Origin of the sequence: Paludibaculum fermentans (assembly GCF_015277775.1) — a bacterium.
Lineage (GTDB): Bacteria > Acidobacteriota > Terriglobia > Bryobacterales > Bryobacteraceae > Paludibaculum > Paludibaculum fermentans.
Map to the genome: position 1 here is coordinate 6,705,565 of NZ_CP063849.1, position 16,672 is coordinate 6,722,236.

The 16,672-nt window shown below is 63.1% G+C and carries 19 protein-coding genes; 4 read left to right on the forward strand and 15 right to left on the reverse strand.

The features are described from left to right. The first annotated feature begins 206 nt into the window (after positions 1-206). Complete coding sequence (locus IRI77_RS26485; RefSeq protein ID WP_194453796.1) at positions 207-1,193, forward strand: mannonate dehydratase; 987 nt, start codon at positions 207-209, stop codon at positions 1,191-1,193. Positions 1,194-1,268: 75 nt separating this feature from the next. Here IRI77_RS26485 and IRI77_RS26490 read toward each other — a convergent pair whose 3' ends face one another. The 6 genes from IRI77_RS26490 to IRI77_RS26515 are packed head-to-tail and all read right to left on the reverse strand — an operon-like array spanning position 1,269 to position 5,768. Then, positions 1,269-2,060: a 5'-methylthioadenosine/S-adenosylhomocysteine nucleosidase gene (locus IRI77_RS26490; protein ID WP_194448006.1), complete on the reverse strand. Its 792-nt coding sequence runs from the start codon at positions 2,058-2,060 to the stop codon at positions 1,269-1,271. Positions 2,061-2,062: 2 nt separating this feature from the next. Continuing rightward, positions 2,063-3,370, reverse strand: coding sequence for an NCS2 family permease (locus tag IRI77_RS26495; RefSeq protein ID WP_194448007.1), 1,308 nt, complete (start codon positions 3,368-3,370; stop codon positions 2,063-2,065). Positions 3,371-3,406: 36 nt separating this feature from the next. Next, on the reverse strand, positions 3,407-4,069 hold the full coding sequence (locus tag IRI77_RS26500; protein ID WP_194448008.1) for a cyclase family protein: 663 nt from the start codon (positions 4,067-4,069) through the stop codon (positions 3,407-3,409). 7 nt (positions 4,070-4,076) lie between these two features. After that, positions 4,077-4,328: a hypothetical protein gene (locus IRI77_RS26505; RefSeq protein ID WP_194448009.1), complete on the reverse strand. Its 252-nt coding sequence runs from the start codon at positions 4,326-4,328 to the stop codon at positions 4,077-4,079. Between the two features lie 55 nt (positions 4,329-4,383). Next, positions 4,384-5,097, reverse strand: coding sequence for a thiaminase II (gene tenA / locus IRI77_RS26510; protein ID WP_228486326.1), 714 nt, complete (start codon positions 5,095-5,097; stop codon positions 4,384-4,386). Beyond that, positions 5,094-5,768 carry a uracil-DNA glycosylase gene (locus tag IRI77_RS26515; protein ID WP_228486327.1) on the reverse strand — a complete coding sequence of 225 codons (675 nt, stop codon included), beginning with the start codon at positions 5,766-5,768 and terminating at the stop codon, positions 5,094-5,096. The genes tenA and IRI77_RS26515 overlap by 4 nt, the downstream gene beginning before the upstream one ends. A gap of 55 nt (positions 5,769-5,823) precedes the next feature. Between IRI77_RS26515 and IRI77_RS26520 the strand changes: the two genes are divergently transcribed. Beyond that, on the forward strand, positions 5,824-7,038 hold the full coding sequence (locus IRI77_RS26520) for a DegT/DnrJ/EryC1/StrS family aminotransferase (RefSeq protein ID WP_194448010.1): 1,215 nt from the start codon (positions 5,824-5,826) through the stop codon (positions 7,036-7,038). A 2-nt stretch (positions 7,039-7,040) separates the two neighbouring features. Here the strand turns inward: IRI77_RS26520 and IRI77_RS26525 are convergent, their stop codons facing one another. Continuing rightward, positions 7,041-8,423 carry a M1 family metallopeptidase gene (locus tag IRI77_RS26525; RefSeq protein WP_194448011.1) on the reverse strand — a complete coding sequence of 461 codons (1,383 nt, stop codon included), beginning with the start codon at positions 8,421-8,423 and terminating at the stop codon, positions 7,041-7,043. Between the two features lie 47 nt (positions 8,424-8,470). Next, on the reverse strand, positions 8,471-8,878 hold the full coding sequence (locus tag IRI77_RS26530) for a hypothetical protein (RefSeq protein WP_194448012.1): 408 nt from the start codon (positions 8,876-8,878) through the stop codon (positions 8,471-8,473). Here IRI77_RS26530 and IRI77_RS26535 point away from each other — a divergent pair. Continuing rightward, the gene (locus tag IRI77_RS26535) at positions 8,877-9,434 is read left to right on the forward strand and encodes a hypothetical protein (RefSeq protein WP_194448013.1); all 558 of its coding nucleotides are present in this window, start codon (positions 8,877-8,879) and stop codon (positions 9,432-9,434) included. The genes IRI77_RS26530 and IRI77_RS26535 overlap by 2 nt on opposite strands. A gap of 162 nt (positions 9,435-9,596) precedes the next feature. Here IRI77_RS26535 and IRI77_RS26540 read toward each other — a convergent pair whose 3' ends face one another. Both IRI77_RS26540 and IRI77_RS26545 read right to left on the reverse strand, forming a co-directional pair. Beyond that, complete coding sequence (locus IRI77_RS26540; protein WP_194448014.1) at positions 9,597-10,103, reverse strand: hypothetical protein; 507 nt, start codon at positions 10,101-10,103, stop codon at positions 9,597-9,599. Positions 10,104-10,109: 6 nt separating this feature from the next. Further along, positions 10,110-10,364, reverse strand: a complete 255-nt coding sequence (locus tag IRI77_RS26545) for a hypothetical protein (protein WP_194448015.1) — start codon at positions 10,362-10,364, stop codon at positions 10,110-10,112. Positions 10,365-10,415: 51 nt separating this feature from the next. Between IRI77_RS26545 and IRI77_RS26550 the strand changes: the two genes are divergently transcribed. Next, complete coding sequence (locus IRI77_RS26550) at positions 10,416-10,940, forward strand: regulatory protein RecX (protein WP_194448016.1); 525 nt, start codon at positions 10,416-10,418, stop codon at positions 10,938-10,940. A 4-nt stretch (positions 10,941-10,944) separates the two neighbouring features. On the opposite strand, the gene IRI77_RS26555 is transcribed toward IRI77_RS26550, so the two are convergent. The 5 genes from IRI77_RS26555 to IRI77_RS26575 are packed head-to-tail and all read right to left on the reverse strand — an operon-like array spanning position 10,945 to position 16,653. Further along, positions 10,945-13,047: a YfhO family protein gene (locus tag IRI77_RS26555; protein ID WP_194448017.1), complete on the reverse strand. Its 2,103-nt coding sequence runs from the start codon at positions 13,045-13,047 to the stop codon at positions 10,945-10,947. A 2-nt stretch (positions 13,048-13,049) separates the two neighbouring features. Continuing rightward, on the reverse strand, positions 13,050-13,895 hold the full coding sequence (locus tag IRI77_RS26560; RefSeq protein ID WP_194448018.1) for a fumarylacetoacetate hydrolase family protein: 846 nt from the start codon (positions 13,893-13,895) through the stop codon (positions 13,050-13,052). Between the two features lie 15 nt (positions 13,896-13,910). After that, the gene (locus IRI77_RS26565; protein WP_194448019.1) at positions 13,911-15,356 is read right to left on the reverse strand and encodes an aldehyde dehydrogenase family protein; all 1,446 of its coding nucleotides are present in this window, start codon (positions 15,354-15,356) and stop codon (positions 13,911-13,913) included. A gap of 9 nt (positions 15,357-15,365) precedes the next feature. Then, positions 15,366-15,932, reverse strand: coding sequence for a LemA family protein (locus tag IRI77_RS26570; RefSeq protein WP_194448020.1), 567 nt, complete (start codon positions 15,930-15,932; stop codon positions 15,366-15,368). A gap of 10 nt (positions 15,933-15,942) precedes the next feature. Continuing rightward, positions 15,943-16,653: a hypothetical protein gene (locus IRI77_RS26575; RefSeq protein ID WP_194448021.1), complete on the reverse strand. Its 711-nt coding sequence runs from the start codon at positions 16,651-16,653 to the stop codon at positions 15,943-15,945. Positions 16,654-16,672 lie beyond the last annotated feature (19 nt).

A 16,672-nucleotide genomic window follows, 5' to 3' on the forward strand; every position in this document is an offset into this window, starting at 1 on the left:
TCGAACCATTCACCCGGAGTCCATCCGGTTGAACAGTCAGGCTTTCGCGCCTTGGGTCGGGTGTGCCTCGGCGGTATCGAAATCCGGATATGATGCTTACGACAACAATGAAGCGGCGCACACTCCTCCTCTCTTCCGCGGCTCTGGCGGCGGCTCAGCAGATTCCGGCCCTTGCTGCTCCCGCGGCTAAGAAGCTGCCTATGCTGATGAAGCTGGGGACCCAGAACAACTCGGATCCGGCTTATCTGCGGATGATTGCTCCGCTGGGGATCACTCATATCTGCAGTACGCTGCCGTCGCGGAAGCTCGACGAGAAGTGGAGCGTGGATTCGCTCAAACGGCTCAAGGAGAGTGTTGAGGCTACCGGCATTCAATTGGCCATGGTGCCGCTGCCGCTCAGTTCCAGCGTCATCGAGAAGGCGGAGTACCCCAGCCTCCTGCTGGGGCAGTCCCCTGCCCGCGAGAAGGCCGTGGATGAGATTTGCCAGATGATCCGCAATTGCGCACTGGCCGGCATCCCCTCTGTGAAATACAACATGAGTATTCTCGGCGTGGTGCGGACCGCGCCTACTACCGGCCGGGGCGGGGCGCAGTACAGCACCTTCAAGTACTCGGAGGGGAAACAGGATCCTCCCAGCGCGGCGGCTCCGATGTCGGCCGATCTGTATTGGGAGAGGATTACCTGGTTCCTCGACCGCGTGGTGCCGGTCGCGGCGGAGCACAAGGTCAAGATCGCCTGCCATCCCCACGATCCCGGGATGCCGAAGGGCAAGGGCTTCAAGGGCGTCGAGACTGTGCTGGGTTCCGTGGATGGTCTGAAACGGTTTGTCTCGATCCGCGAGAATCCGTATCATGGCCTGAACTTCTGCCAGGGTACGGTGACTGAGATGCTCGAAGACCCCAATCGCGAGATCGGCGACGTCATTAAGTACTTCGGTACCCGCAAGAAGATCTTCAACGTGCACTTCAGGAACATCCAAGGCAAGTTCCTGGACTTCCGCGAGACCTTCCCGGATAACGGCGACGTGAACTTCCTGAATGCGATCCGGGCCTATCGGGATGTGGGCTACGACGGGATGCTGATGCCGGATCACGTACCGCACATCGAGGGGGACACGGGCGGGTTGATGGCGTTCGCGTTCTGCTATGGGTATATCCGCGCACTGATGCAGGTGCTGGAGCGGGAGGGTTGAGGGTTGGCGCGCCTGTAGAAGCTGAATGGGGACGCATCAAGGCTATCCGCTCACTCACGTTCGCGGCTCTGTATGCTAGAGCGACTTCACGACGTTGACCACGAATTCAGCGCAGTACTGACCGGCGATCTTCTCGAAGGTGGGGTGTTCCCATTCGGTGTCGGAGATGATGCGGATGGCCAGGAAGGGTACGCCCATGGCGAGGGCGGCTCCAGCGGAGTAGGCGCTTTCCATGTCCTCTGAGTCGGTGCCGTAGGTTCTGTGCAGCCAGTCGATGTGGTCGATCTGGCGATTGAACTGATAGGCGGAACCGACGTTGCCTCGGACGACCCGGCCGCGCGGGTTCTGGATTCTCTCCGCCACGGAAAGCAGGCGGGCGTCGCCGATGAATGAGGGGAACGCGACGGGGTCGCCGCCGTTGGCCCGGATGCGGTGCGGGACGGGCTTCCAGTTGGCCGGATTTTGGCCTTGGCCGGGGTCGGCGTGCACGGCGCTGAAAGCCGCATAGTCGGTGGTCTTCTCGCCCAAGACGATGTCCCAGAGCTTGAGGCTGCGATTGTGGCCGCCGGCCGTGCCCTGGTTGATGATGGCGCGAGGCTGGAACTCGCGGATCCCCAGCGTGGTGACGGCGGCAGCGTTGATGGGTCCCATATCGGTGCGCGAAAGGACGAGGTTCTGGCGGCCGATGCGGCCGGTCCAGAAGGTCCAGGCATGTAGGCGGACCTCCCTGCGGCCCACAAGGGATTCGAGCAGGGGGCCGAGCTCGCTGTCGAGCGCGCCCTGGATGAGCAGGTCCGGCGAGGACTTGGCGGAGGCGGCGGCGCCGCCGGCCAGCGCGGCCAGCAGGGTGCGGCGAGTGACTGTCATGGTTATCCCTTTCCGAGATAGAAGAACCGCAGCAGAAACAGAGCCGTCAGGACGTAGACGAGCCAGTTGACCTTGCGCCACTCGCCGGCGATGACGCGCAGCAGGGTATGCGAGGTAAAGCCGAAGGCGAGACCGTTGGCGATGCTGAACGTGAGCGGAATGGCGGCCAGCGTGAGGAAGGCGGGGATGGCCACGACGGGTTTGTTCCACTCGATGTCTTCTGTGTGGGTGAGCATGAGCGCGCCGACGATGATGAGCGCCGGGGCGGTGGCCTGGGCCGGGATGACGCCGAACAGCGGCGCGATGAAGAGGGCGACCAGGAAGAGGAGGCCGCAGACGACGGCCGTAAAACCGCTGCGGCCTCCAGCCACGACTCCGGCCGCGCTCTCGATGTAGCTGACGACGGTGGAGGTGCCGCAGAGGGCTCCGGCGGTGGAGGCGATGGCATCGGCGGTGAGGATGCGATTGACGCGGGGGATGTGGCCGTCGCGATCAAAGAGACCGGCGCGTGTCCCGACGGCGACGAGGGTGCCAATGTTGTCGAAGAGGTCGACGAACAGAAAGACAAACACAATCTCGAGGAGGCCGAGTTTCATGGTGCCGGCGAGGTCGAGTTGGAAGAACGTCGCGGAGAGGTCGGCCGGCGAGTAGGCCTGCGGGTTCCAGCGGACCAATCCGGTGAGGGCGCCCAGCAGGGTGGTGGCCAGGATCCCGATGAGCATGGCGGCGCGCACGCCCCACGTCATGAGTCCGGCGATGAGGATGAGTCCGAAGAGGGCGACGAGGGTGCCGGGGTCGCGGAGGTTGCCGAGACTCACGAGGGTGGCCGGATCGGCCTTGATGATGCCTGCGTTGCGGAAGCCGATGAAGGCGATGAAGAGGCCGATGCCGACGGCGACGGCTGCGTAGAGTTCGCGTGGGATCGATTCGAGGATCAGTTGCCGGATGCCCAGCGCGGTGAGCAGCAGGAAGATGATGCCGGAGAGGAAGACCGCGCCGAGGGCGACCTGCCAGGGCACGTGCATGCCGAGGCAGACGGTGTAAGTGAAGTAGGCGTTGAGGCCCATGCCGGGTGCGAGGGCGATGGGATAGCGGGCGACGATGCCCATCAGCAGGCAGCCGATGGCGGCAGCAAGGCAGGTGGCTGCGGTGACAGCCGTGGCGGGCATGCCGGTCTCATGCAGGATGGAGGGGTTGACGAAGATGATGTAGGCCATAGTGACGAAGGTCGTCACACCGGCCAGGATCTCGGTGCGCCAGTTCGTACCGAGTTCCTGAAATTGGAAGTATTGCTCCAGGCGGGCCCGCATCGAGTAAACAGGATACCAATGTCGGGTGGCTAAGGATTACTCGGGCAGGACGATGTACGCGCGGACCGGGAAGGTGGCTCCGCCTTTCCAGGCAATGGGCACGGCGTGGAGGCGGCCTTCGTTGGTGGCGACGGCTTCCAGATTGGTCATGTGTTCGCAGATGGGGATGCCATTGCCGAGCAGGACCGTGTGGGCGGGGCGGCGCAGATCGCCCATGTCGTCGATGTTGACGGAGTCGATTCCGACGAAGACTGCTCCGGCCTCGACCAGGTAGAGGCACGCATCCTCGTTGAGGAAGGGATTGGGCTCGAAGTATTCTTCCTTGTTCCAGTGCTGGTCCCAGCCGGTCTGCACGAGGACGGCCTTGCCTTGCAGATCGAGATCCTGAAACAGGTGGGGGCCGATGCCGCGGCCCAGGTTCTGGCGTGCGTCGACTTTGACGATTTCGAGGTCGGCCAGACGGTCGAGCGGCAGTTCGGAGAGGTCCGGCGCATCGGGAAAGCGGTGGTAAGGGGAGTCGACGTAGGTGCCGGTGTTGCCGCAGAGGTGCAGGGAGGCGATGAGGAACTCCGACTGATTCTTGTACTTGCGGCGCGAGCCGGCGTGGTCGAAGAGGAGGACGGCCTGCGGGCCCGGCAGGCCGGGAAAGGTCTTCATCCCTTCGATGATGGGATGGCTGAGTTCGATAAATCGGGGCATGAGCCGGTTAGGTCTTTAATTTTTGCAGTTCTTCGTCGAGAAAGGCTAACTCACGCTCCAGTTGCATGCGAAAACGTGTGTTGCAGGCGGTGATCATCTCCTGCTGGATACGGGTCCGGCTCAGCTGCAGTTGGTTGTACCGGGCCTGGTGTTTACGCTCTTCGTCTGTCATAGGTGGGGTGTCAGCGTGGCCGGAGCGCCGTTTGCCGACGTCCTCCATCTGGGATTCAATCGATTTACTCTCCCAGCCTCGAGCCATGCCCTCATTGTAGGCCCGTTAAACCGGGAGTAAAATGTCCTGTTTGTTCGCGGAGTTACGGCTGCCACTGTTCGCGGCGCCAGGCCATGTCCCAGAAGAGGTATTCGTAACGGGCGCTGCGGACGAATAACCGCAGGGCTTCCCGGCGCTGATCGGGCGATGCCTGGGACGCCGATTCGTTCATCATGGCGAGCACCTGGCGGACCGTGGTGGCGTACTCCTCGCCTGCGTAATTGTCGATCCAGCGCTGGTAGTCTTTGTTTCGCGAGCCCTGGCGCACCAGTTGCTTGCCCACTTCCCAATAGATCCAGTAGCAGGGGAGCATCGCGGACAGACCCTCGGAGAAAGTGAGGCGCTGGACGGCAGCCAGCAGGTGGTTCGTGTAGGCGGCATTGGTGGGGGCCATCTCCGCGGCGGCGGCCATGGCAGGGGTGACGCCATAGGAGGCCAGCACCACCTGATGCATACGGCGCTCCTCTTTGAGGGTGTCAATGGAGTGCTGGGCGAGGGTGAGCGACCAGTCCTCGCGGGGCGCCTTCGCGGCTAGAAGATTCAAGGCCTGCGCGAATGCGCGCAGGTAGAGGCTGTCCTGGATGAGGTAGAACTGGAAGCACTCCCGCGGCAGGGTTCCGTCGGAGAGGCCCTTAAGGAACGGGTGGGCGAGGGTTTTTGCGTAGATCTGCCCGATGGCGGACCACTGCTCGGTGGTGAAGTCCGCCGCGCGGCAGGGCAAGGCAGCCAGCATAAGAAGGAGGGAGCGGCGTGTCATGCCACCAGCCTCTGAGCACGCTCGAACACGGCACGCAGCATGGGTTCCGTGAGTTTCCCCGTGGAGGTGTTCTGCTGGCTGGGGTGATAGGAACTGATCAGGATGGGCTCACCCGCACCGAGATGGAATTCGCCGTCATGCTTGAACTCGAATTTCGAGCGGCGCTTGCCAAGGTAGTTGTCAAAGGCCAGGCGGCCGAGAGCCACCACGACTTTCACCTGCTTTATCAGGACGAGTTCCTGGTCGAGATACACACGGCAGGCGACGATCTCCTGCGGAGTGGGTTTGTTGTCTGGCGGCGCGCAGCGGACACTGGCGCTGACCCAGGCGTTGGTCAACTGGAGGCCGTCGCCGCGATGGTCGCTGGAGGGCTGGTTGGCGAAACCGGTCTGGTGGAGGGCGCGGTAGAGCCAGTAGCCGGAGCGGTCGCCGGTGAAGACGCGGCCCGTCCGGTTGGCGCCGTGGGCAGCGGGCGCGAGACCCAGGATGAATACCTGGGCGCGCGGATCGCCGAAGCCGGGTACTGGCCGCCCCCAGTAGTCCCAATCAAGATAGGCGCGGCGTTTGACGCGCGCGACTTCCTGGCAGTATTCCCGCAAGCGCGGGCAGTGCTCGCACTGGATGATCTCTTGTTCGAGCTGGGCCAGCCCCTTCGGCATCGCGGCTTTCATGGCTGTTTCTCATTGTGAACGATTGGCGCTAGGATGATTAGCCATGAGTACGCGAGTGAGTCGCAGAGCCTTGATGGCCAGTGCCATGGCGCCCAATGAGCGTCCCTCCTGGCCTGTTTTCGGCCCGTTGGAAGAGTCGTCTGTCCTGGAAGCCCTGCGCAGCGGCCGTTGGAGCCGGTCGTCGGGTGGACGCAAGGTGTTGGATTTTGAAGAGAAGTATGCGGCGCTGACGGGCGCCAAGTATTGCCTGGCCACGATGAACGGGACCAGCGCGCTGATTGCGGCGCTGAACTCCATCGACGTCGGGCCGGGCGATGCGGTGCTGCTGCCCCCGTATACGTTTGTGGCTACGTTGAACGTGCTGCTGATGCAGCATGCCCTGCCCATCTTCGTCGACTCTGATATCGAAACCTTCCAGATGGACGCGACGAAGCTCGACACGGCGTACACGCAGGAGTGCATCGCCGTGATGCCTGTGCATCTGGGCGGCGCTGCCGTGGACCTGGATGCAGTCATGAACTTTGCGCGGAGGCGGAACCTGAAGCTGGTGGAGGACGCCTGCCAGGCGCACCTGGGTGAATGGAAGGGCCGCAAGGTGGGGTCGTTGGGCGATTGTGGATGCTTCAGCTTCCAGGCTTCAAAGAACCTCAATTGTGGCGAAGGCGGAGCGCTGATCACGAACGACGAAGAGCTGGCGAATCGCGCCTACGCGTTTCACACGAATGGCCGGCCGAAGGAAGTGGGATCGGGCCTGGCCTACTCGCGCAACGGCGCGAACCTGCGGATGACTGAGTTCCAGGCAGTAATCCTGCTGGCGCAGATGACGCGCCTGGAAGCGCAGTCGCGAGTCCGTGAGGAGAATGCGCGCTATCTGGCCGGGATGCTGGCGAAGATTCCGGGCGTACAGCCTGCCCGGCTGCACGAGGGCTGCACCAGGAATGCCTGGCACCTGTTCATGTTCCGGTATCTGGAAGACGCTGGCGTACCGCGGGCCCAGTTCCTGAAGGCGCTGGGCGGCAAGGGCGTCTCGGCGTCCAGCGGGTATACCCCGCTGAACAAGGAGCCGTTCCTGCTGAAGATGATGGAGGGCCGGCACTACACGCGCATCTACGGGCAGAAGCGCATGAAGCAGTGGCTGGAGCAGAATGAATGCCCGGTGAACGAGCGGCTGTGCCGTGAAGCGGTATGGCTGCCGCAGACGGTCATGCTGGGGTCGCGCAGCGAGATGGAACGTATCGCCGAGGCGGTGGCGCAGGCCCGCAAAGGCTGAGGCTACTTGCGGAAGGCGAGGACTCCGGCTCCGGGTGCAAGCTCCACCTTTGTCGGCGCGGCCTTCAACTTCATGGTGAACGTGGTGGGGTCCGGCCCGGTGCGGATCCACTTCACAATGGGCTGCGCCTGGCCGGGGATCCGGACTTCGACGGGTAAATCGACGCCAAACTCATCGGTGACTCCGGTTTGCCTGACAGTGACGGAGAGCTGGATCTGGGGTGCTTTGCCTTTCACGCTGCTGGAGACCTCGAGAGTGGGCACTCCGGTGGAATAGACCCAGTTGTCGAAGAAGTTGTCGAGTGTGGAGTCGGGTATGCCTTTGGGCGAGAACTCGGCTGCGATGAGCCTGAACTGATCGGTATTGAACGGCTGGTATGAGTAGCGCTTGCGAATGGCGCCCATCATTGCGAGGAAGTTCGTGTCGCCCATGCGGCGGCGCAGCATGTGGAGAATCCAGGAGCCTTTGTTGTAGACGATGATCCGCCAGGGATCCAGCGGCGCATCGGTGCGCATGCGCATGCCCCAGGTAATGGGGCCGGTCGATTCCACCGGGATGGCCGATTTGCCTGTGCCCGATAGCATCCGCATTTCGGCTTTGTACTCGTCCAACGTCGTTTCCAGCGCCTTGGGGCCTTTCTTGCGCTCCAGGATCAGCAGGGCGGAGTAGTTCGCGAAAGCCTCCATCAGCCACTCATCGTGATAAGTGGCGGCGGTGACGAGATTGCCCCACCATTGATGGGCGGTCTCGTGGGCGTGCAGGATTTCGGAGTAGAACGTGTGCTGCCTCTCGCTTTGCAGACTCGCCGGGCGCTCCTTTTCGCTCAGGAAGGAGATGGTGGAGAGGTACAGCAGGCCCGGGAAGCCTTGTCCGAAGTTGCCGGGAATGGGGGAGGCTGTGAGCATCTTCAGCGGCGGCGGTCCGAATTGCGATGACATCCATTCCAGTGACGATGCGATCTCGGTGGCTAGCTCACGCAGGCGGGCCTGTGGGTTGGGTGTTGGCCCGGGCTGGTTCGTTACCACCTCAGAGACACGCGCGGTGTGTCCGCCCATGGTGCGTGCCAAAGCAGGGGGAAGCACAATGGTGTTGGGCCGCGCCTGCAGCGCGGTTTCCACCGTGCGATTGGCGTAGACCTGGACTTCGAAGCCGCCACGGGTGACGCCCGCATTCTCATAGGCGCCTACGTTGAAGCCGGCCAGGCGGACCGGCGTGCTGGTGCGGCGCCGCACGATGCGAAATTCCCCCTCTTCCTTCTCTTCGCCGATGTCACCTGTCGCCACCACCCGCAGTTCCTTCGGCACGCGGAAGGTGATGTCGAAATTCGTAAAGCCGTACCCGTGGGAGGGGAACCAGTTGGTGCGGGCAGCGACATAAAAGGACATTGTTGCCGGCGGGCCGGATGACCTTGCCGCTGTGCACGAACTCAAATTCATGGGAAGTGCCTGGCTCCAGGGGTTGCGCCAGGATCACCAGGAACGGATCGTTGGTGCGGCTGGCGATCAGGTTGGCGCGCATGGACTCCCGGCGGTAGATTTCCAACGGGTTGTCCGTCAACCTTGACGGCCGACACCTCCATTTCCGGCGCCAGTTCAAACGACATTGCGCCGGAGACGCGTTGCTGGGGCCGGGCGGTGACGCGGGTGACCACATCGAGGCGGAGGTCCGGCTGCAATTTGGCGTCGATGCGGTAGTTCTCCATCACGACATCCTCGCGAATCGGCTCCTGTCCCTGGCGATGCTTGCGGTTCTGGAAGCTCGTCCAGACATCGAAACCCAGGACGCCCTTGTTGGAGACCCGCCCGAGAATGGTCTCCTCGGGTAAGGTGGCGTCGTACATGAAGTCGAAGTTGTCGAGGGTTTTTGCCGGTGATCGCCGCGTAGAAGAGGCCGCGTTCGGGCTGCTTGGACAGCAGGTCGAGAACGATGCGGACCTGGAAGCTGGTGCACAGGTTTCTGACGGTGCTGTCGAGCCGGCTGGCGATGATCAAACCCATCTCAGGGTTCGGCTTGGGGACGCCGTCGCGAATGGCCTTCAGGAACTCCTCGGCTGTGTCATCCGTGAAGATCAGCAGAGCGGACCGGAAGTGTTCATCCAGATTGGGCGACTCGGTGGCCATCGAGAGCGAGAGGCGCTCGCTTCGATTGGGCGGGCGCACGATCATCTCGGCGTCGTCGGAGGGTTCCGCCGCATAGTAGATGGCGACCACGCGCCGGCCCGCGACGGGCTTGCCGAAGATGAGAAACCCGTCTGTGAGGTAGATCCTCGTGTCGTCGCGCTGCAGGCTGAGATCGCGGACGCGGTAGCAGGCATCGGGATCCAGGGTCATTTCGCGGACGGCTGCGCCGAGCGAGGCCGCGGTTTCGGCGAAGATCCCCGGAATCAGGGCGAGTAGGAGCAGGCAGACACGCAGAAGCACGCATCCAGTGTATGCCGCCGCTTTGTCGAGTGGCAGCGGGGGGTGTTAGATGTTACGGAGGTCCGCCGGTGGGCACGGTGGCGCCGGGCGGTCAAGCTGAGGGGGACGGACGGGCGCCCGCGCTGGGCAGGCGCCCGATCAGATAAACATCTCTTCGTCGTGCGTGGCCCGGTCGACGGTGGGTCTGCGGCCCCGCAGAAATGTCTGGACGGCGGCTTTCACTCCAGCCACTACACCGCTGACTTCGCGCACCGGACGCAGCACCCCGCCATGCACCACGGAAACGACATCCTGCACGCGCATCAGTACGTCTTCGACGACCAGTTCCACCCGTTCACCCTGGATGCGCAGGTGAGTCGACAGCTCCTGCCGCGCGTTGTCCAGGTGGGTAAGCTGAGAATCGATTGCCTGCATGATATCCCGGGCCTGCGTCGTGATTTCCTTCACGTCGCGTGTGGCCTCGGTCATCACTTTCTGGGCCTGAGCCAGAGTCTCCTTTGCCTCAGGAATGAGGGGCGAGACGTCCTGCTGCAGCTTCTTCACCGTACGGTAGATGCCGAGCGAGGCGAGCGCGTTCATCAGGAGCGCGATGCTCGAGATCGAGACGGCGCCCGCCATCAAATAAAAAGCCGCGTCCGATTGCATGCGCGATTACACGCCTTCGATAATCTCGTCGCCCTGGTCGGTTAGCGGAGTTACGGCTTCGACCTTTTCCCGATATGCTGAACGGCCCGCTTCGACCGCGGCCGCCAGTTGTTCCTTCTGCCGGGCAATGGCCTGCTTGCTCTTATCGAGCAGATCAGTGGCCGAGTCTTTGAGGTCCTCGCTGCGGCGCTTGACGTAATCCTTAGCCTTCGTCGGCCTTCTCGCGCAGAAAAATAAGCAGAACTTCTTGTCGTCTTCCATGAGTGCTCCTTGCTGCTTACAGTGTACTCCACGCACAATGAGTACAGGCCCATGCCTATCAAACAGCCGCGCAAACTCGATGCTGACGAGTTGCGCCATTACGCCATGAAACTGCTCTCGTCGCGAGCGCTTTCCATCGGTGAGTTCAAGGCGAAGCTTCGCCTTCGTGCCGCCGACCCCGCCTCGATCGACGATATTGTCCTGCAGTTGAAGGAGTATGGCGCGCTGAACGATCAGCGCTATGCCGGCCACTTTGCGGAGACCCGAGCCGGCAGTGGGGCGGTCGGCAAGCAGCGCGTACTCTCCGACCTCATGCGCAAGAAAGTGGCACCCAAAGTCGCGGAGAAGGCGGCATTGGAGGCCTACGCCGGGACCGACGAAGTCGTGTTAGTGGAGCAGTGGCTGGAGCGCAAATACCGCAACCAGGACTTGGGCGCGCTGCTGCAGGAGCCAGCTAAGCTGGCCTCGGTGTTCCGTCGCTTACGACAGGCCGGGTTCTCGACGAGCCCTTCCATCCGTGTGCTGAAGCGCTACGCCGCCGAGGCTGAGCAACTCGAAGACATGGCCGAAGAGTAGCCGCTCATGCGGGACGCCGCAGGGCGAGCAGTGCCAGAAGCAGGGCTACTGCCGTGACGGCCAGGCCGATGCGGAAGGAGGCCGGTGCATAGGTCATCTCCACCTGGTGCTTTCCAGGTCCGACGGCGACACCGCGAAATGCCGCGTTGACCATCAACAGTGGAACTGGCCGGCCGTCCACTTTGGCGTGCCAGCCGGGATAGAACGCTTCGGAGGACACCATCAGGGCAGGCCGGTCGGTCTCGACCGCCAGTGACAGCGACTCAGGCTGGTAGGCCAGGACCTGGACGGTGCCGCGCGCTTCAGGCTGGAAGTCGGGCAGGGCGCCGGTGGTTTCCAGGACCACCTCGCGCGCGGGGTGGAACTCCGGCGAGCGCAGCCGCTCGATGGATTCCGCCAGATTTGAGGTCCTGTACACATTGCCGTTGATGGTGAATCGCGGCAGGGCGTCGTCGTTCTCCCAGATGGCATGGCCGTCTACGGAATCCACTTTGTGAATGGCCGGGCTCCGCAGGAGTTCTGACTTGGAGTCGTTCCAGGCGATCAGGTAGCGCAGGCTCAGCATGTCGAGCAGAGGCGACGCTGGGGTCTTCACCGGGATGTACCGTTCCCACTCGTGCGCCTCGCCGAAGATCCGGCGCACGGCGAGGACGCGCTCGGACGCAAGCGGTTCATTACCGGAGGCACTGTAAATGCCCAGCATGGGCGCCGCATTGCCCCACATCTGTGTGGAGTCGATCGCATCGATGCGCCAGGGCGGCGATTGAGCCGTGGTCAGGTCTCGAACCCGTGTCACGACACTGCGGCTGCCCTCAAACTCCCGGGCCGAGGTGCGCAGAGCGTCGCCGATGTCTCCCTTGTTCATCGGCCGGCCGGCGCCGGCCCACCACAGATCCAGTACTGCAATTGAGATGACAACTGCCCGCGTCTGCCAGGTTCGGCGCGCGAGGATGGCTTGGAAGCCGAAGGCAGCCAGCACGGCCAGGCTCAGCGACAGCACGCACAAGCCGAATTCGTCGTAGAGGGACGAGCGGATGATGCGCGGCAGCCGCGGATAGACAAATCGCATGAACGGCGTGTGTCCACCCATCATGAAGAGCGCGGCCAGCGTGCCGGTCAGCAGCACGATCTGCCAACGGGCGGCGCGCCACCACCACAGGCTGGCGCAGGCCAACAGCGCGCCCGCCAGGCCGCAGTAAAAGTAAGCGAACGTGGGATTCCAGGGCAGATGGTAAGTGGAGAAGTCGAAGACGCCGTTCCAGTTGGGCCAGACCAGGGCGCCAAACGCGGTTGGCGGGATCCCGCCGCCTCCGATGTCGGAGAAGTCTGTCCGTTGGTGGGCGGTGCTCCAGTCGATGAGTTCCTTGGCCGGGACCAGTTGGATCGCGGACAGGGCCGCGCCCCAGACGCCCCCCATGATCACTTGGGGCGGCAATCGCCAACTGGCGCCCCGCAGCAGGAAGAGGCCCACGGCCAGAACGCCGGCCGACGCGATCGCCATCATCAGCACGGCCGGGAAGCCTGCCAGGACAATCATCGCGACAGACAGCGCCAGCACGGCCAGCCGGCGCCACGAGAACCGTTCAGCCAATGCAAACACCATGGCCCAGGCCAATGGCATCCAGGCGGCGGCAGAGACCGCACCCTGATGCTGCGCCTGGGAGGCGAAGAAAGCGCCAAGCTGGTAGCTCACCCCGCCGAAGAGTGCCGCGGACCAACCGAGGCGCAGGCGTCGGCACAACAGGTAGGCCAGCCAGCCCGCCAACGCCATGTGCAGCGCGATCAGCCATTCCAGCACGTCGTGGACATTGTTCTCGTGAAGCAGCGCGTTGATCGCCGCGAACGGCCAGTTGGGCGGATAGAAGACCTGCGTCTGCAGGTTGGCCGCGAAGGGCATGCCGCAGTAGGAGTAGGGATCCCACAAGGGAAGCCGGCCCTCGGCCAGGGAGCGTGCGAAATAGCCGGCCTGCGGCACGTGGTACCCAGGCAGGTCGTAGGGGATAATCGCTGTTCGCGTGAACAACGCCCGGCTGAAGAACAGCAGTGGCGCGAGCAGCAATACCAGGGCCACCAGGATCCGGCGGAGCCTGATGCTGCTGCCTGTCACCGCTATTCCACCATGGCGGCTTCGTTCACCAGCACCCCGATGGACGGGGCGCTGATGGTCACCACATCGCCAGGAGCCAGTGCGGCCTCCTGCGTCACAATGATGCCCGTGCCCGTGAGCACGACACTGCTGGCCGGTACGGCGTTGGCCTTCAGCAGGTACTCCACCAGCGTTTCGATCTTACGGCCGAGTTTCGAGGTGGAAGTGCTGCCGTCGAACAGGGTCTGCTCGCCGCGCTGGATGGTGCAGCGCATGTCCAGCGAATAAGGATCCTTCAACTCATCCGGAGTCACGAACCAAGGGCCCAGCGAGCAGCAGGCCGTGTACACCTTCGATTGCGGCAGGTAGAGCGGATTCTCGCGTTCTATATCCCAGGCCGAGACGTCGTTGGCCAGCGTGTAGCCCAGGACCTTTCCCTTGGATCCAAGCAGAACGGCCAATTCCGGTTCCGGCGCCGTGAACTTCGAATCGGACCGGATGCCGATGGGCATATTGGTGCCGACGCAGACGCGCGATGTGCCCTTGAAGAAGATTTCGGGCCGCGCCGCCGTGAACACGTGACGGTAGAAGCCTTCGCGCGTATTGTGCTCGGCGTCGCGGAAGCTGGCGCTCATCTCGTAGGTACAGCCGCAGGCCCACACCTCGCGCGGTTCCACGGGGATCGCAGGATCAATGTGCTCGGCGGCCCGCACCGCGTAGCGGCCGGCCAGTTCCGTCAGGGGAGTGCCATCGCGTTCCGACCGCTCGATCAGTTCGCGCAGTGTGTAGCCAGGAATGGGGCGCGCCAGGCCGCCTTCGAACAACGCGGCCGTCAGGCGGCCCTGCCACCAAACTTGTCCAAGTTTCATCTGTTTCCTGATCGCCTAGTATTTGATGTAAACGGTCTTGTGGTCGCTATAGAACTCCAGCGCGGCCGGGCCCTGTTCCTTGGGTCCGAAGCTCGAGTCCTTGCTGCCGCCGAACGGCAGCTGATACTCGACACCGGCGCTGGGCAGGTTCACCGTCACCAGACCCGCTTCGATGCCGTAAATGTACTCGAACATGCGCGAAAGGTTTGTGGTCTGCAGCGAGGCAGAGAGCCCGAAATCGCTGCCGTTCGCCAACTGCATCGCGTGCTGGAAGTCGCGCGCCTTCAGGATAGCCATCACCGGTCCGAAGATCTCTTCCCGCGCAATCACCATTTCTTCGGTGACATCCGCGAAAACCGTCGGCTCGACGAAGTAGCCCTTGTCGTAGTCGCCACCCGTCAGCCGGTTGCCGCCGCACAAAGGTTCACCGGCCTCCTTGCGGCCGATTTCGATGTAACGCAGCACCGTGTTCATCTGGCCTTCGTCGACGCACGGGCCGATGTCGATGCCGGCCTGCATTCCGTTGCCGACTTTCAGCTTCTTCGTGCGCTCCACCACGGCCGCCACGAACTTGTCATAGATGCCTTCTTCCACGATCACGCGGGAGGTGGCGGTGCACTTCTGGCCGGTCGAGAAAAACGTCGCGTTCACGCAGTTTTCCACGGCTGAGGCGAAGTCGGCGTCGGCCAGCACGATGGTGGGGTTCTTGCCGCCCATTTCGAGCTGGATGCGCAGGTGCCGCTTCGACGCTTCGGCATGAATCCAGTTGCCGATCTCGCAGGAGCCGGTGAAGCTGATGGCTTTGATCGGCTTCGCATTCACGATCGCCGCGCCCAGCGTTCCGCCGCTGCCGCCCACAAAATTCACGACGCCCTTGGGGACGCCCGCCTCGTGACAGGCTTCAATGATGCGCCAGGCGCTGAGCGGAGCGGCCGAGGCCGGCTTCATCACTACGGTGTTGCCGCAGATCAGCGCGGGCGCCAGCTTCCAGGCAGGAATGGCGCTGGGGAAATTCCACGGCGTGATCAGGCCCACGACGCCCACGGGCTTGCGCAGGGCGAACATGTGGACGCGGTCGCGTTCGCTGGGGGCCATGACGCCCGCCATGCGTGAGCCCTCGCCCGCGAAGTAGCGGAAGATGTTGATCGACCGCCGGACCTCACCCTTCGCCTCCGGCAGCGTCTTGCCTTCCTCCCGCGTCATCTCGGCGCTGATCTGTTCAAACTTCCGGTCGAGGATGTCGGCGATCTTGTACAGCAGCGCTCCGCGGGCCGGGCCGCTCATGGCAGACCACGCCGGCAGCGCGTTCTGCGCCGCTTCGGCTGCGCGCTGGATATCCTCAGCCGAACCCTTGCCATGCAGTCCGACAACTTCGCTGGTATCCGCCGGATTGCGATTCTCGAAAGTGGGCCCTTCGACCCACGCGCCGTCGATGTAATTCGGAAAGATGGGTGTGCTCATGGTCAGTCTCTAGAACTTCACTGCCGGCGCGGTCCGGGCGCCTGGCTCCGTTTTGAAGTAGTCATCGTTGCGGTGGAAGCCCATCATGCCCGCGAACAGGTTGGTGGGGAATAGGCCGATGCTCGTGTTGTACGTCTGTACCGTTTCGTTGTACTTCCGCCGCTCCACCGCGATGCGGTTCTCTGTGCCGGCCAGCTCATCCTGGAGCCTCATGAAATTCTCGTTGGACTTCAGGTTGGGATAGTTCTCGACCACCACCAACAGGCGGCCGATCGCGGAGTCCAGGCCCTGGTTGGCCTGAATCTTCTCCCCGGGCGTTTTGGCGTTCAACAGCGCCGAGCGGGCATTGGCTACCGTCTCGAGAATCTGCTTCTCCTGGGCAGCGAAGCCCTTCACCGTCTCCACCAGGTTCGGAATCAGGTCGGCCCGGCGCTGCAGCGCCACATCCACCTGCGACCACGCGCCGCGGATCGCCTCCTGCTTCGTCACCAGTTCATTGTTTGCCGAGGCGGCCTTGCCGCCGATGATCAGCACGAGCACCAGGATGATGCCGCCGATAATCAATCCAGTCTTCATGGGTAAGTCCTCACCGCTCCAGTCGATCGACCACGGCGACCAGTGCCGCGATCTCTTCAAGGTACGTTGAAAAGAGACTGCTGGGGTCCAGGCTGCGGGGCCGGGTTTGACCCTCGCGGAGACCTAACAGCATATCGAACGCGCGCCCTTCTATGCCAAACGCCTCGCGAAGCTGGCTCACCACTTCGCGCTTGGGCCAGGGCGCCGCATGACCCGCCAACAGCAACGCGTGGCGGGCCAACACACAGAATGTCGATACCGAATCGGCCATCAGCCTCAGCATCAGGTCGCGATCGCTGAGCACGCCGGCGGCCTTCTGCCGCAGTCTCAACAACTTGGCACGCAACTCGTGCTCCACCTGCGCGCGGTAAAACGCATCGTCGATGGTCAGCCCGGCGGTGACATCTTCGCCGTGCAGCACGCGGTGGCGCTCCGCGATGTCGTGATACTCGATGGGGAAGCAGTCCGACGACGTCAGGACTTCGTCGCGGCTCATCAGCAGCGGCGCCGGATTGCCCTTCTCCCGCCACCATTTGAAGACCGGTTCCGACGCTTCCAGTTCCTTTGGCCCGATCTTGTCCAGGACGCACATCACGTTCAGGTCGGAGTAGACTCCATGCACGTCGCCGCTGGCGCCCGAGCCATACAGGATGACCGACCGCAAGTTCTTGCCATGCGCATTCTGGAGTTTCTCGACGAGCTGGTTTAGCAAACGATCCATTGGCTCCATCGGTTTCCTC